Origin of the sequence: Acinetobacter lwoffii (assembly GCF_015602705.1) — a bacterium.
Lineage (GTDB): Bacteria > Pseudomonadota > Gammaproteobacteria > Pseudomonadales > Moraxellaceae > Acinetobacter > Acinetobacter lwoffii_E.
Genome location: NZ_CP059081.1, coordinates 1523601 through 1539916, shown reverse-complemented (window position 1 = coordinate 1539916; position 16316 = coordinate 1523601). Strand labels below are relative to the sequence as shown.

The following is a 16316-nucleotide window of genomic DNA, read 5'->3' as shown; positions in this document are numbered from 1 at the left end:
TTATCTATAATTTACAGCAAACCTTTTTAATACGGTGAAATAGATAAGATTTAAAAAATAGATAAAGTCCTATTTCAAATAAAAAGATCAAAAATAAGCTTCATAACCGATTTAGATAATGCTATAAATATCGTATAGCGAAATTGGATTTTATATTATGGAAGATATAACAAGAGAATCGATGGAGTTTGACGTCGTCATCGTAGGCGCAGGCCCTGCGGGTCTTTCTGCTGCGATCAAAATCCGTCAACTTGCAATTGAAAACAACTTAAACGATTTGTCCGTTTGTGTCGTAGAAAAAGGCTCCGAAGTCGGTGCACATATTCTGTCTGGTGCTGTGCTTGAACCACGTGCCATGAACGAGCTGTTCCCCGACTGGAAAGAACAGGGTGCCCCGCTGAATGTCCCGGTGACTGAAGATAAAACCTTCTTCCTGCTTTCAGATGAAAAATCACAGGAAGCACCGCACTGGATGGTGCCTAAAACCATGCATAACGATGGCAACTATGTCATTTCACTGGGCAATGTGGTGCGCTGGTTAGGCCAGAAAGCGGAAGAACTGGAAGTGTCGATCTTTCCGGGCTTTGCCGCGTCTGAAATTCTGTATCATGCCGATGACACAGTCAAAGGCATCCAAACCGGTGACATGGGCATTGGTAAAGATGGCGAGCCGACGCATAACTTTACCCCGGGTTATGAACTGCATGCCAAATACACCATCTTTGCTGAAGGCTGTCGTGGTCACCTCGGTAAACGTCTGATCCAGAAGTTCAACCTGGATAAGGACGCTGATCCGCAGCACTACGGTATCGGCATTAAAGAGCTTTGGGAAATCGATCCTGCCAAGCATAAACCGGGTCTGGTGATGCACGGTGCCGGCTGGCCACTAAATGAAACTGGTTCTTCAGGTGGCTGGTGGTTATACCATGCTGAGAATAACCAGGTGACTCTGGGCATGATCGTAGATCTGTCTTACACCAACCCGCATATGTATCCCTTCATGGAAATGCAGCGCTGGAAAACCCATCCATTGATCAAGCAGTATCTGGAAGGTGGTAAGCGTATTTCTTATGGTGCGCGTGCTGTGACCAAAGGTGGTTTTAACTCATTACCAAAATTCACCTTGCCGGGTGGTTCTTTGATTGGTGATGATGCCGGCTTCCTGAACTTTGCCAAGATCAAGGGTTCACATACTGCGATGAAATCCGGCATGCTCTGCGGTGAAGCGGTATTTGAGGCGATTGCGGCCGGTGTAGAAAAAGGCGGTGATCTGGCGGTGGCACGTGTGGCTGAAGGTGAAGATTTCTTCGTGAAAGAACTGACCGCGTATACCGACAAGTTCAACAACAGCTGGCTGAAAGAAGAGCTATATAACTCGCGTAACTTTGGCCCGGCAATGCACAAGTTCGGTCAATGGATCGGTGGCGCGTTTAACTTCATCGATCAGAACGTGTTTAAAGTGCCATTTACCCTGCACGATCTGGTTCAGGATCATGCTGCGTTGAAAACCCAGGCGGCTGAAAGCTTCAAGCCAAACTATCCAAAACCGGATGGCAAGCTGACCTTTGACCGTCTGTCTTCAGTGTTTGTCTCGAATACGGTCCATGAAGAAAACCAGCCAGCGCATTTAAAACTCACCGATGCCTCTATTCCGGTGGAAGTCAACCTGCCGACATGGGATGAGCCTGCACAGCGTTACTGCCCGGCAGGTGTCTATGAAATCATGGAAAATAATGACGGTTCCAAGCGCTTCCAGATCAATGCAGCCAACTGTGTGCACTGCAAGACCTGTGACATCAAGGATCCTTATCAGAACATCACTTGGGTGACACCGGAAGGTGGTGGTGGTCCGAATTACCCGAATATGTAAGGTAGTTCCTGTGAATGAGAAAAATACATCTATTTCTTACATTCACATACCCAATCTTGAAGCAGTTAGTATTAACACTTCACTTTAATTTTTTAGGTAATTCCAGTTCCCTCGGGAGCTGGGATTAATAAATTTTCAAATAGAAAAATAGAAAAATAGAAAAATAGAAAAATAGAAAAATAGAAAAATAGAAAAATAGAAAAATAGAAAAGATTGCATATAGGGTCAGAGATAAAAATGGCCTACTCGAAACCGAGTAAGCCATTTTTTAAGATTTAAAACAAATGACGAAAAATTTTAGTCATTCTTCTATGGATTATTGCTGAGCCACAAACTTGGCACGCGCTGCATGCAATTTCTTATAGCTGTCAATTAAACGTAGATGACGATCCAGCCCTTCAAGCTGCATGTTGGTTTCGGTCAAACCATAGAAACGGACTGTTCCTTCAATTGAACATAAAACGGCATCCATACGGGCATCACCAAACATACGACGGAAGTTGTGTTCATAATCTTCCAGTTCCATTTCATCATCCAGAATGACTTCCAGAACGACATTCATGCACTGGTAGAACAGGCCACGTTCAACGGTATTGGTATTGAACTGCAGGAACTGCTCAACCAGATCTTTGGCTTCTTCAAATTGCTGCAAAGCCACATAAATCAGCAGTTTCAGTTCAAGAATAGTGAGTTGGCCCCATTCAGTATTTTCATCGAACTCGATACCGATCAAGGTTTTGATTTCGGTATAGTCATCCTCATCTGCTTCTTCCAGACGCTCAACCAGTGCTTCCAGTTGTTCATCATCCAGACAGTGCAGATTCAGGATTTCTTCACGGTATAAAAGCGCCTTATTAGTATTGTCCCAGACCAGATCTTCTACCAGATAAATTTCCGAATAGCCCGGTACTAGAATACGGCAAGCCGTGGCTCCTAAATGCTGATACACCGCCATATAAACTTCATGGCCCATGTCTTCCAGAATCGTGAATAATTCCTGAGCTTCGTCCGCATTCGAATTTTGACCGTTATTCGTGAAATCCCACTCGATAAAATCATAATCTGATTTCGCGCTGAAGAAACGCCAAGACACCACACCGCTTGAGTCGATAAAATGTTCGACGAAGTTATTTGGTTCAGTCACGGCGTTACTGCTAAAGGTTGGTTTTGGCAGATCATTCAGACCTTCAAAACTACGGCCTTGTAAAAGCTCAGTCAGACTGCGTTCTAATGCCACTTCAAAGTTTGGATGGGCACCAAATGAGGCAAATACACCGCCAGTACGTGGGTTCATCAAGGTGACACACATGACCGGGAACTGACCGCCTAAAGAAGCATCCTTGACCAGAACCGGGAAGCCCTGTTCTTCCAGACCTTTAATACCTTCAACAATTTTTGGATATTTTGCCAGAACCTGTTCAGGCACATCCGGTAGTGCAAGTTCACCTTCCAGAATTTCACGTTTAACAGCACGCTCAAAAATTTCAGACAGACATTGTACTTGCGCTTCAGCTAAGGTATTGCCGGCACTCATCCCGTTACTTAAGTAAAGGTTTTCGATCAGATTGGACGGGAAATAAACGGTTTCACCATCAGATTGACGTACAAATGGCAATGAACAGATACCACGAGCCTTGTTTCCCGAATTGGTATCATAAAGATGGGTACCCAATAGCTCATCTTCAGGATCATAAATTTCACGGGTATGTTCATCTAAAACTTCTGCTGGTAATTCGCCTTTCGGACCTGGCTGGAACCACTTTTCATCTGGATAATGCACAAATTCTGCATTGGCAATATCTTCACCCCAGAACTGGTCGTTATAAAAGAAGTTACAGTTCAGACGCTCAATAAATTCACCTAAAGCAGATGCCAGTGCACTTTCTTTGGTTGAGCCCTTACCATTGGTAAAGCACATTGGTGACTGCGCATCCCGGATATGCAATGACCAGACATTCGGCACGATATTACGCCAAGATGCAATTTCAATCTTCATGCCGAGGCCTGCCAGAATGGCAGACATATTGGCAATGGTTTCTTCCAGTGGAAGGTCTTTGCCCGGAATGAAAGTCGTATGATCAGAAGCCAGACTTGGCATTAACAAGGCTTGAGCATCCGCATCGATACTTTCTACTTCTTCAATGACGAATTCAGGACCGGTTTGAATTACTTTTTTGACGGTACAACGGTCGATCGAACGTAAAATTCCCTGGCGGTCTTTTTCAGAAATATCAGCCGGTAGTTCCACCTGAATTTTAAAAATCTGTTTATAGCGGTTTTCAGGATCAACAATATTGTTTTGCGAAAGGCGGATATTATCAGTCGGAATGTCACGTGCTGCGCAATAGACTTTGACAAAATAAGCCGCACAAAGTGCTGATGACGCCAGAAAATAATCGAATGGGCCGGGTGCCGAACCATCGCCTTTATAGCGGATCGGCTGATCGGCGATTACCGTGAAGTCATCGAACTTGGCTTCCTGACGAAGATTATCGAGATAATTGACCTTAATTTCCATGTGGATACCTAAATATTCTTATGTGCCGTCACGGACAGATAAGATGCTGAATCTGAATATACAAGCCGGTTCACGGAGGAGAACTTGAATGAAAAATAGAAAATGGTCAGGTTATGCCATTTGACTAAGTGTCTGGATAACGCTGCCGAGAATGGGCGCTATTATAGAATTATTTTATGAAATTGATAATATTTGTCTGAAATTCTGGCAGATTAAACCAGATCCTCAGTCTTTCCTGAGCTGCCGGAGCATGAATCCACTTCCAGTCATGGCTTATGCTATTAATCAAAGTTGCAGATAAGGCAGATTTTCACCCGCCTAGTCTGAATGATTTCATAATTTTAAAAATCATAACTCAGTGCAACTACTGCAAGATTACGCTGCTTGTCATCATAGCGGTCGTAACCTCCAAAGATATACTCACCCGATAAACTTACTTGGGGCAGAAGCGCATAACTGAGTCCGGCAGAAGCATAACGAAAGGCAAACTGCTTTTCAGTATCGCCCAGTTCACCGCCCTCATATTTGCCTTCATCGTTAAAATAGCTTCCCGCTGCCGTAACGCTGGCATTCAGGCGATCATTCAACTGATGATTCAGGTTAAGCGTATAAAAAGTATCGCCCTGATTGGCATAAGCCACATCATACAGATAGGTCGATACACTGGCGCCAATACTGGTCTGATCATTCAATGCACGACTTATATTTAAACCCAGCTCATTTCCGGTAGTATGCTTGCCGCCCGGATAATAATAGGTTGCGTTCCATAGATCCCAATCATAATTTTCGCTGCTATGGGTATAACCCAGCAGAAAGTTATGCTCGAATTTGTCTGAACGATGTCCCTGACGCCCCTGCACTTCTGCATAAGAGTATCCAAGCGTAGATCCCCAATATCCGACATAAAAATTACCATAAGCCAGATTCAATGCAGCCTGTACAGCAACATCATCATTTTCAGGCGCATTGGTCAAACCGCGGGAGACGTATTTGGAGACCACACTCAAGTTTCCGCTTGCTTCTATTTGTTTTACTTCCGCATCATCGGCATAACAGTAAAAACTTGAAACAGCAGCACAGCCAAACAGCACTGTTTGATTGAATATTTTCATAAAATATAAATGTATTAAGTAAAGCGGAGATAAAACGACAGCAGTCGAGGTTTTATCTCCGGCTTTGGGAAAAAATTGAAATTCGTTTTACTCCTGCTTTGCCAGATGACAGGAATAAAACCATGATTTAAGCGCGAGGCGCCTTGTAAAAAGGTGCCGATGAAGGCGCAAGAGCAGGTTTGCCACGAATATGGTCTGCCAGTTTTTCAGCGATCATAATCGTAGTTGCATTGAGGTTACCGGTAATGATCAAAGGCATTATCGAGGCATCAATCACACGCAGACCCTGCATTTCATGTACGCGTCCATAACCATCGACAACCGCCATGTCATCCTCACCCATTTTACAGCTACACGATGGATGATACGCGGTTTCTGCATGATTACGAACAAATTCATCAATTTCAGCATCTGTTTGTAGATGTTTTCCCGGACTGATTTCTTCACCACGATAGGGATCCAATGCTGGCTGATGCATAATTTCCCGGGTAATGCGGATGGCATCACGGAATTCACGCCAGTCCTGCTCGGTACTCATATAATTAAACAGAATACTTGGATGCTCAAACGGGTCTTTGGATTTCAGACGAACACGGCCACGTGACGGCGAACGCATTGAACCAACATGAGCTTGAAAACCATGCTCATGAATGGCATTGGTGCCATTGTAGTTAATCGCAATCGGTAAAAAGTGATACTGAATATTCGGCCATTCAAATTCATCTGAAGAGCGGATAAAACCACCTGCTTCAAACTGATTGCTCGCGCCAATGCCCTTACCCAAAAATAACCATTCTGCCCCAATCATCGGCTGGTTATACCATTTCAAAGCCGGATATAAGCTCACCGGTTTTTTGCACTGATATTGCAAGTACATTTCCAGATGGTCTTGCAGGTTTTCACCCACTCCCGGTAAATCCTGAACTACAGGAATATCCAGACTTTTTAACAGTTCAGCCGAACCCACACCAGAACGTTGCAGGATTTGCGGTGATGCAATTGCACCAGCACAAAGTAGCACTTCACGATCGGCAAACACCTGAATCGGCTGCAAGGTATTTTGCCCCTCGAAATACTCTACACCTATCGCCTGTTTCTGGTTAAACAGAATTCTATTGGTCATGGCATGAGTAATAATGGTCAGGTTGTCGCGACCTTTGGCCATGTCCAGATAACCACGTGCTGTACTGGAACGACGGCCTTGCGGCGTCACAGTTCGATCCATAGGACCGAAGCCTTCCTGTTGGTAACCGTTCAGATCATCGGTACGTGGATAACCGGCTTGAACCCCAGCTTCGACCATGGCATGAAACAGCTCATTATTACCATTCTTAGGCGTTGCGACTGAAACCGGGCCTGAATCGCCATGATAGTCATTGCCGCCAATATCGCGGGTTTCAGCTTTTTTATAATACGGCAGACATTCAGCATAGCTCCAGTGTTCTAGCCCCTTCAGGCTGGCCCACTGTTCAAGATCCATAGCATTACCACGGATATAGCACATGCCATTAATCAGTGAAGATCCGCCCAGACCTTTACCACGGCCGCATTCCATACGGCGATTGTTCATGTGGGGTTCTGGATCGGTCAGATAGGCCCAGTTATAACGACGTCCTTGTAAAGGATAAGCTAAAGCAGCCGGCATCTGGGTTCTAAAATCCAGACGATAGTCCGGGCCACCTGCCTCAAGTAATAGCACCTTAGTATCTGGATCTTCAGTTAAACGCGCTGCCAGAACATTACCCGCAGAGCCCGCACCGATAATAATATAGTCGTAATTCATCCAATCCTCCCTTATTCGCTAAATACAGATTGGAAAGGACTGAGTTCGACCTGAACCGATTTGGTCTGGGTGTAATGCTGCAAGGTCACAAGCCCATTTTCACGTCCAACACCGGAATGTTTATAACCACCGACAGGCATTTCTGCAGGCGATTCACCCCAGGTATTGATCCAGCAGATACCCGCTTCTACCTGATGAATAATTCGGTGTGCACGGGCTAAGTCTGGTGTGACGACACCTGCAGCCAGACCATAATCGGTATCATTGGCACGACGAATGGCTTCTTGCTCGGTGTCATAACTCAGGATGCTCATGACTGGACCGAAGATTTCTTCACGTACAATGGTCATGTCATCACGGCAGTCGGTAAATACGGTTGGCAGGACATAAGCTCCTTGGACAAACTGTTCATCCTTAGCACGGCCGCCGCCACATAATAGGCGTGCCCCTTCTATCTTGCCTTTTTCGATATAACCCAGCACTTTTTCCATATGCTCAAAGCTGGAAACCGGACCGAAATTGGTTTCAGGATCAAGTGGATCACCCATACGGATATGTTCAACACGTTGCAAAATCTTTTCTTCAAATTCTGCTTTCAAGGCTAAAGGTACAAATACCCGTGTACCATTGGTACAGACCTGACCGGAACTGTAGAAGTTGGCCATCATGGCAATATCTGCCGCCAGATTCAGATCGGCATCTTCACAGATAATCAGCGGAGACTTACCGCCCAGCTCCATCGTGACTTCTTTCAGGCTAGAATTTGCAGCTTGCGCCATGACCTTTTTGCCGGTAGAAACGCCACCGGTAAACGACACTTTGGCAATATCAGGATGCGAAGTCAGATAACCACCAATTTCACCACTGCCGGTCACCACATTGAATACGCCATGCGGCACACCTGCTTCAGTATAAATTTCTGCCAGTTTTAATGCAGTTAAAGGCGTCACTTCACTGGCTTTAAAGATCATGGCATTGCCTGCTGCCAGTGCAGGTGCAGATTTCCATAAGGCAATTTGAACCGGATAATTCCATGCACCAATCCCGGCAACCACACCCAAAGGTTCACGGCGAGTATAAACAAACGAACTGCTTCTGAGCGGGATTTGCTGGCCTTCTAATGCTGGCAAAATACCTGCATAGTATTCGAGTACATCTGCACCTGTCGCAATATCGACGGTGGATGTTTCACTGAAAGCTTTACCACTGTCGAGACTTTCTAAACGCGCCAGCTCGTCATTACGTTCACGGAGGATGGCAACAGCCTTGTTCAAAATACGGGAACGTTGAATCGCCGTCATTTCTGCCCAGACTTTTTGTCCTTGTTGTGCCGATTCAACAGCACGATCGATATCTTTTCGCGTACATACCTGCACGTCTGCCAGAATTTCGCCTGTTGCAGGATTAATCGTTTGAAACGTGCTATTGGACGTTGCATCGACATATTGTCCATGAATATAAGGACGTTGCAGTTTGAATGTTGTCAATGGAATTTCCTCGCAGGTGGGTTATTTGAGTTGTTGCCGGATATATTCACTACACAGTTCAATCGGCAGTTCTGGGTCAATTTCGCCATTTACCAAAGCACCTCTTAACCAGAATCCGTCAATCAATGCTGCCAGACCTTGAGCGGCTTTCTCTGCCTGGTCTTTATTTAACTTTTTCATGAATTCGTATTTAAGATTGGAATGTAAACGGTAATGATTGATCTGCTGTAAACGGTGTAATTCAGGTTGGTGCAAACTGCTAGCCCAGAACGCCAACCAGACTTTCATGGCCGCCTTGTCCGTTTGTGGAGCAGCAAAATTACCACGTACGATCGCTAACAAGCGCTGCTCCGGTAAGTCATCAACCTGTATCTTTATCTGTGCAACAGATTTACCCAATTGCTGCAATAAGTAACGCATTGTGGCTTCAATCAAGCCATTTTTACCTTGAAAATAATGACTTATGATGCCGGTTGAGACACCTGCCCTCTGAGCAATCTGACTAATTGAAGCTTCTGCAAAACCTAGCTCATTCACTGCAGCTAAGGTGGCATCGATCAGTTGCTGGCGACGGATCGGTTGCATACCAACTTTTGGCATAAGACTAACCTGAATAACGGATATAACAATAGAAAGTCACTCTGCTAAAGCAAATAGCTGAATGATGTAACAATTCATAAACGCTTTTTTAATTGAACGTTCAATTAATAAAAATTATAGTGCCAGCTCACCCTTGATGTACAGCGCAGTTTGTTTTGGATTTGCAAAAGTTTGTAATTCACGAAAACAAGGAAGCTTTACCGCAGGCTTTTGCTTTTAAATCACACTGCACTGTAGATCATCCGGCAACAACACGATGGTCATGGATTTATGCAAAAGAAAAATGAAGAGATGCAAGATGGTCTGAATAAAGTAGTTTTTTATTTTTCGGCGACACTTATTCTGCTGTTTTCTATCATTACCATTTTATTTAATGAACAAGCCAATCAAGTCATTATCAATATTTTAAACTGGGTCAGTCGTACCTTTAGCTGGTATTACCTGCTAGCGGCAACGCTGTATCTGGTTTTTATCGTCTTTATCGCCTGTTCCCGTTATGGCGAGATTAAATTAGGCCCCAAACATTCCAAGCCAGAATTTAGCCTGTTGAGTTGGTCGGCGATGCTATTTTCTGCCGGAATCGGGATTGACCTGATGTTTTTCTCAGTGGCGGAACCGCTTTCGCATTATATAAATCCGCCTGTAGGCGAAGGTGAAACCTTCGAAGCTGCGCGCCAGTCCATGGTATGGACCCTGTTTCACTACGGTTTAACCGGCTGGAGTATGTATGCACTGATTGGGGTCGCGCTAGGTTATTTCAGCTATCGCTATAATTTACCGCTCACCATCCGATCAGCACTCTATCCTATTTTTGGAAAAAAAATTAATGGTCCAATTGGCCATACTGTGGATACGGCTGCAGTACTCGGCACGATTTTCGGGATTGCCACCACCTGCGGGATTGGCGTTGTGCAATTAAATTACGGCCTGCATGTATTGTTTGATTTACCAGAAAATATCTGGATTCAAACTGCACTCATCGCCGTTGCCGTGATTATTACTATTATTTCAGTCACTGCCGGTGTCAATAAAGGCATCCGGATCCTGTCTGAAATTAATATCTATGTATCAATTGGGCTACTGCTATTCATTCTGTTTGTAGGCAATACCGAGTTTTTATTAGCCGCCTTGATTCAGAATTTTGGTGACTATATCAGCCAGTTCCCGAAGCTTTCTTTAACCAGTTTTCCTTTTGAACAACCGAAAGAGTGGATGAATAGCTGGACCCTGTTCTTCTGGGCATGGTGGATCGCCTGGTCACCTTTTGTCGGTCTGTTCCTGGCCCGTATTTCCCGTGGTCGTACCATTCGTGAATTTGTCACCGGGACTTTGGTTATTCCTCTGTTATTTACCCTGACCTGGTTGTCTATTTTCGGTAACAGTGCTTTATACAGCGTGATTTTTGATGGTAATACTCAACTTGCTACGACAGTTTTAGAAAATCCGGCACATGGTTTTTATGATCTGCTGGCGCAGTATCCAGGCTTTACCTTTACTGCAGGTGTCGCCACCATTACCGGCTTGCTGTTCTATGTGACCTCAGCGGATTCAGGGGCATTGGTATTGGGAAATTTCACGACCAAATTCACTAATATTGAGCATGATTCACCGCGCTGGCTCAGTGTGTTCTGGGCCATTGCCATCGGTTTGCTGACTTTGGCAATGCTCATGGCGAATGGCGTGACAGCATTACAGAACACCACAATTATTATGGGTCTGCCTTTTAGTTTCGTCATTTTCTTTGTGATGGCGGGACTCTATAAGTCCTTGCGTCTGGAGGATTTTCGTCAGGCAAGCACCAGTCTGAATGCGGCACCTGTGGTCGGTAATGTGGATATTTTGAACTGGAAGAAGCGTCTGAGCCGGGTCATGCTGCATCCAAGCCTGTCCCAGACGCGGACCATGCTGGACAATGTTTGCAAACCAGCCATTGAGGCCGTTGCAACCGAGTTAATTGACAAAGGTATTCAAGTCAATATTCAGGAAAAATCGCTGGAGGAAGAACCTGAACTGTATCATCTGGATCTGACCATTCAGCTCGATGAAGAAGAAAACTTTGTCTATGAAATATGGCCGGTACGCTATGACACGCCAAATTTCAGTTCACGTGGTAAACGAACCAAACGTTATTACTATCGTCTGGAAAGTTATCTGTTTGAAGGCTCTCAGGGAAACGATCTGGTCGGTTACAGTAAGGAACAGGTGATCAATGACATCCTGGATAAATATGAACGCCATATGATGTATCTACATATTAACCGTATTAGCCCAGGTAAACGTCCGCTGTTCCCGGATCGTGAAATCTAGGATCTCTCAACTACGGAAGGACTCAATGATGTCAGAAAGTTTGAATGCCTTTGCCCTGTTTTTCTCCCTGCTCAATCCATTTTTGATGAGTATTTACATGCTCGGAATTATCCGTAATTCCGATGCAAAAGTATTCAACATGGCATTGATTCAAGGCAGTCTGATCAGCTTTATTGTGTTCATCATTTTTGCAAAAACCGGTGAAGCCTTCTTTAATGAAGTCTTGCATGTACGGTTTGAGTCCTTCCAGATTTTTGGCGGTATTATCTTTTTGGTGATCGGCTATCGTTATGTCTTTGAAGGTGCTGATACGATTGGTGTGATGCGTGGAGCGCCCAGTCATCTGGCGGGTACGATTGCCATGCCGTTTATGATCGGTCCCGGCACCATTTCGGCTTCCGTGATTACCGGGATTCAGCTCAGTTTAATGCAAACCATTCTGGTGATTTTCTTTACCCTGTTTCTGACCTGTAGCTTGCTAATTCTGATGAAATACCTGCATGATCATTTACAGCATAAATATTCCAACTACATTGACCTGTATGTCGATATTGTCGGTCGTGTTGCAGCGCTTCTGATTGGTACGATTGCCATTGATATGATTGTGACAGGCGTTACCGGAATTTTGGAAACCTGATAAATCCTTTCTATCAATAAATAAAAAGAGCGGTTTTTACCGCTCTTTTTTTGATTTTAAATAATTAAAATTTAAATGACACACCGGCATAAGTAGAAAAACCTTCACCTGGCGAAGATCGCGCTACATCAGCGCCTTGATCATTTAAACCAGGAATCACGACCGCAGCATATTTTTCATCGGTGATATTTTTAAAGTTGATCCAAGTTTTCCATGATTGATGTTCTGGTGCATAACCCAAGTCAATGCCCCAGATCTGATAGTCGTCACTGAATCGGCTATTGGCATAATCATGTGCCATTTTGGATGCATATTCAGTATTCAGACCAATATAGAGGCCATTATTCAAAGCATAACTCAGTTGAGCCTGATAAAGATGTTTTGGAATCCCCGGTAACTGGTTCTTACCAAACAATGGATCATTTTTATACTGAAAATCGCTAAGCGTATAAGCTTGTTGCAGACGCAGTTCGCCATATTCGGATTCATGCAATGGCGTATCCAGACTTAGCTCCACCCCTTGATGAATCGTTGGTGTCGCATTTGCTTCTACACTAATTCTTTCCTCTGAAGTAGTAGAATCAGAATCATTCCCGTAATTTTTAATCATTTCAGAAGACAATAGCTCCTTTTTAATCTTGGAATAATAGTAGCTCAGTGCCCAGTCTCCAAAACCTGATTGTCCACGCCCCCCCAGTTCAAAACTATTGGTGGTTTGCGTATCCAAATAGATTGGCGCACGTACTCGATTTGATGCAGCTCCACTGTCTTTAGAATAGTAATAAGGTGAAGACCAAGCCATCGCCCAGGGATGTGCCGGCTCAATACTGCGGCTTAAATTGGCAAACCATTGCACAGAGTCATTCGGCTGATAGGTCAACCCAAGTCGTGGTGCAAAATTCCATTCATAACGACTGACTTTAGGATCTACCTCAGGACCTGAATCTGGGTCGGGAAGAATATTTGCATAAGTAACTTCACTTTCCCGATGGGTATACACAGCTGCCAATCCCAGATCTAATTTGAACTGATCATTTAATGTAGTTTCCTGATCAAATTGCAGCACGTTGTCTGAACCACGATAGGTATAGCGGCGGGTAACTGTGTCTACCGGATACGTTTGATTACCAATTTCTGTATTAAATCTTAAAGTTTCAGTAACCCCACTGTCCGGGCGATGAGTGGTGCTACGCAAGGCAATACGCCCCTGATGCTCCAGACCTAGAAACTGATAAGGCTTTTCATACTGGAAGCGCGCAGTAATATCTTCATAATCGACATTAGTACGATAACGACTTTCACGTAGATCCAGCGGATAATGATGATAAGCCAGACTTCCTGTCAGTTTTGCATCATCCTGCAGATTCCATGTCGTAGTATTGGCCAGCCAGGTACTGCCCGGCTGGATCCGTTTGGCGTCAATAGCTACAAAATTACTGTCAGCCGTTTCAGGGTTATTTTTAAGATCTTTTTGTTTAATCCGCCCTGGAGTTAAATGTTTGCTCTCACGGTAACGGGCATAAAAACGGGTTTCGATATCCGGACTAATTTGATAGCCCAAATTAAAAGCCAGACCTTTGCCATCGCCTTCAGCATGATCCTGAATCCCATCGAACTGGGTACCCGTCAGCGCCAAATAATAATCCATCTGATCCAGCTTTCGGCCGGTACTAAACTGATATTTCTGATAACCATGGCTGCCCATTTCATATTTTAGTTCAGAGCCATCCTGATCAGCGCCAGTCTTGGATTTGTAATTGATTGTTCCACCTAATGCCAGTCCACCCTGTTTAAAGCCATTGGCTCCGCGATAAACCCCGACATGATCAATCCACCAGGGTTCTAGCAGTTCATACGCTGTGCCGCCCGGTCCGGTAAATGGAATATCGTCAATCAGGACGTGCGTACCGGATGCGTGTGCACCTGAAGTCCGGTTGATTCCTGAACCACGGATTGAGACTTTTGCACCTTCATTTCCTGCAGACTGGGCATAAATTCCTGGCTGTAAACGGAACACATCGGCTGTGGTCGCAAGTCGCTGCTGTTCTAACTGCTGCTCGCCAATAAAATTCGTTCCTCCTGAAACCTGAGCCAGCTCTTTCTGATATTGCTGCTGCGGATTGGCATTTTGCTCAGCGCTGATCACAATGGTATTCAGCTGTTGAACGTTGCCCGGTTCTACAGCAGTTTCAGCATAAAGATGACCTGAGACAATCGACAGAATCATGAGGCTCAGCGGGCTTTTCTTGAGAGGAATTTTTGTCATGTGCATGGCGAGTTTATACAGTCCTGTATAAGTGATTCCGTTTTATGAGAGGAAATCAGTTTAAAAATTATGCTGTAGCATAGATCAACGTTGTTATTTTCAGGAGTTATTTTCTGCCAAAAAATTGACTGATCAGCGTATGTTTTTTATTTTATTTAATCTTTTTATTAAAAATCAACTTGCAAGATCAGAACCACATCCTCACAAGTTCCAAGAACTTAATTTTTAAGTAATTGATATTGAATAATATGATATTTAATTCTGCACAAATGCATTTCCACTTGGCAAAATGTGATAAGTAGAAAATTTATAATCGACTAAACCAGTTCTTTAATTTCTAAAGTTGGCCGAAGTTGTATATTTTCTGACTCGAAGTAGACAAGATTAACCTCATCATCTTATAGAAAAATTGGAATTCTTGAGAGAAAAACAATCAATTTTTAAAAATCCTGACGATGCAGGATTTTTAAGAATCACGGGCTTATAGACATTCAACTATTGATTGATCAGTTATAGTAGACCTGTCTTTTTTTGGAAAACCGATCCAGCTGTTTCAAGAAGCCTTCAAAATAATCTTTCTGTTTTTCTTCCGTACGATAGCCGGCATATAAAGTTCGACGTAAGCCTTCAGGCGCCACGCAGTCCAAACGGCGTGATGTCACCCAGCCTTTTTGCTCATATTCATTTACCACCCAATCAGGTAATGCACCAATCCCGCGACCACTTGCCACCAACTGAATCAGCATTTGGGTCAAGTCGGTGGTACGAATGGCTTTGGGTAAAATATTAGCGGGAATAAACAAGCGCGACATAATGTCCAAACGATGTTTATCCACCGGATAAGTCACCAGCGTTTCTTCAGCAAGTTCCTGAACAGTAATCTCTTTCGCACGTACCAGTGGATGAGTGTTGGATAAAACCAAGCGTGATTCGTATTCAAAAATCGAAAAATATTCAATGCCTTTAAGCGCAATCGGATCAGCCGTAATCAGCAGATCAAACTCTCCAGTTTGCAATAATTCATGCGGATTCGATTCAAAACCTGAGGCAAAATCCAGGTCTACATCCGGATATTGCATCCGGTATTGATTGAGTAGTGGCATCAACCAGTCAAAACAGCTATGACATTCAGAGGAGAAAACTATTCGCCCGGTCTGGCCATGCACAATACGGCTGATATCGCTCTGTGCAATTTGAACTTGCGGTAATATTTCATCTGCCAGTTTTAACAACCGCTCCCCAACATTTGAAAAACTTACGGGACGACTACGCCGATTCACTACTTCAACCCCGAACCATTGGTCGAGTTCACGTAGCTGATGTGATAAGGCTGATGGGGTTAAACATAAATCACTTGCTGCTGCAACCAGAGAACCATGCTCCCGCAGAGCAGTTAAAGTTCTTAAATGGCGGAGTTCTATCATGGAAAATACCGGAAATTTCAAAAGATGGATGACACTTGATCTGTCTTAAGCATAACCCATTTCTCTTATTTTGTTTAGTTTTTCTCATTTTTAAACCAGAATAATGAGATATATTCACCTATTGGGTTTATAGGTTCGAATTGCTATTCCCTTAATTTTTATTAATTTTATTTTATTGATTAAATTAATTTTATTAAATTGGTCTATAAAATAGCGCTTAAATTTACAGCAGCAACAAGATAGAAAACTAACTCCGGTATAAAAGTCACAGAATAATTTTGCTGCATTCATACAATAAAAATTAGAAAGTAT

10 protein-coding genes are annotated in these 16316 nt (G+C 43.8%); 3 read left to right on the top strand and 7 right to left on the bottom strand.

Annotated features, from left to right (window positions below; all coding sequences use genetic code 11):
* The first annotated feature begins 157 nt into the window (after positions 1-157).
* Positions 158-1870 carry an electron transfer flavoprotein-ubiquinone oxidoreductase gene (locus H0S56_RS07440; protein WP_195724756.1) on the top strand — a complete coding sequence of 571 codons (1713 nt, stop codon included), beginning with the start codon at positions 158-160 and terminating at the stop codon, positions 1868-1870.
* 316 nt (positions 1871-2186) lie between these two features.
* Here H0S56_RS07440 and H0S56_RS07435 read toward each other — a convergent pair whose 3' ends face one another.
* The 5 genes from H0S56_RS07435 to betI all read right to left on the bottom strand — a co-directional run bounded on the left by H0S56_RS07435 (position 2187) and on the right by betI (position 9370).
* Complete coding sequence (locus H0S56_RS07435; RefSeq protein WP_195724755.1) at positions 2187-4388, bottom strand: OsmC domain/YcaO domain-containing protein; 2202 nt, start codon at positions 4386-4388, stop codon at positions 2187-2189.
* 341 nt (positions 4389-4729) lie between these two features.
* Positions 4730-5500: a TorF family putative porin gene (locus tag H0S56_RS07430; protein WP_195724754.1), complete on the bottom strand. Its 771-nt coding sequence runs from the start codon at positions 5498-5500 to the stop codon at positions 4730-4732.
* 127 nt (positions 5501-5627) lie between these two features.
* On the bottom strand, positions 5628-7283 hold the full coding sequence (gene betA / locus H0S56_RS07425; protein ID WP_195724753.1) for a choline dehydrogenase: 1656 nt from the start codon (positions 7281-7283) through the stop codon (positions 5628-5630).
* 11 nt (positions 7284-7294) lie between these two features.
* A complete protein-coding gene (gene betB, locus H0S56_RS07420) occupies positions 7295-8770 on the bottom strand; it encodes a betaine-aldehyde dehydrogenase (protein ID WP_195724752.1) in 1476 nt (491 codons plus the stop codon).
* Between the two features lie 21 nt (positions 8771-8791).
* Positions 8792-9370, bottom strand: coding sequence for a transcriptional regulator BetI (betI, locus tag H0S56_RS07415; protein ID WP_004731001.1), 579 nt, complete (start codon positions 9368-9370; stop codon positions 8792-8794).
* A 270-nt stretch (positions 9371-9640) separates the two neighbouring features.
* Between betI and H0S56_RS07410 the strand changes: the two genes are divergently transcribed.
* Together H0S56_RS07410 and H0S56_RS07405 are read left to right on the top strand one after the other, a co-directional pair.
* Complete coding sequence (locus tag H0S56_RS07410; RefSeq protein WP_004646980.1) at positions 9641-11677, top strand: choline transporter; 2037 nt, start codon at positions 9641-9643, stop codon at positions 11675-11677.
* Positions 11678-11705: 28 nt separating this feature from the next.
* Positions 11706-12314: a MarC family protein gene (locus tag H0S56_RS07405; protein WP_004646981.1), complete on the top strand. Its 609-nt coding sequence runs from the start codon at positions 11706-11708 to the stop codon at positions 12312-12314.
* A gap of 64 nt (positions 12315-12378) precedes the next feature.
* On the opposite strand, the gene H0S56_RS07400 is transcribed toward H0S56_RS07405, so the two are convergent.
* Together H0S56_RS07400 and H0S56_RS07395 are read right to left on the bottom strand one after the other, a co-directional pair.
* Positions 12379-14586 (bottom strand): TonB-dependent receptor family protein, encoded by a 2208-nt coding sequence (locus H0S56_RS07400; protein ID WP_195724751.1) that lies wholly within the window; start codon positions 14584-14586, stop codon positions 12379-12381.
* Between the two features lie 500 nt (positions 14587-15086).
* On the bottom strand, positions 15087-16004 hold the full coding sequence (locus tag H0S56_RS07395; RefSeq protein ID WP_195724750.1) for a LysR family transcriptional regulator: 918 nt from the start codon (positions 16002-16004) through the stop codon (positions 15087-15089).
* Positions 16005-16316 lie beyond the last annotated feature (312 nt).

Coding starts and splice junctions, on each gene's coding strand:
- H0S56_RS07440 (WP_195724756.1), top strand. CDS start 158: ATGGAAGATATAACAAGAGAATCGATGGAGTTTGACGTCGTCATCGTA.
- H0S56_RS07435 (WP_195724755.1), bottom strand. CDS start 4,388: ATGGAAATTAAGGTCAATTATCTCGATAATCTTCGTCAGGAAGCCAAG.
- H0S56_RS07430 (WP_195724754.1), bottom strand. CDS start 5,500: ATGAAAATATTCAATCAAACAGTGCTGTTTGGCTGTGCTGCTGTTTCA.
- betA (WP_195724753.1), bottom strand. CDS start 7,283: ATGAATTACGACTATATTATTATCGGTGCGGGCTCTGCGGGTAATGTT.
- betI (WP_004731001.1), bottom strand. CDS start 9,370: ATGCCAAAAGTTGGTATGCAACCGATCCGTCGCCAGCAACTGATCGAT.
- H0S56_RS07410 (WP_004646980.1), top strand. CDS start 9,641: ATGCAAAAGAAAAATGAAGAGATGCAAGATGGTCTGAATAAAGTAGTT.
- H0S56_RS07405 (WP_004646981.1), top strand. CDS start 11,706: ATGTCAGAAAGTTTGAATGCCTTTGCCCTGTTTTTCTCCCTGCTCAAT.
- H0S56_RS07400 (WP_195724751.1), bottom strand. CDS start 14,586: ATGCACATGACAAAAATTCCTCTCAAGAAAAGCCCGCTGAGCCTCATG.
- H0S56_RS07395 (WP_195724750.1), bottom strand. CDS start 16,004: ATGATAGAACTCCGCCATTTAAGAACTTTAACTGCTCTGCGGGAGCAT.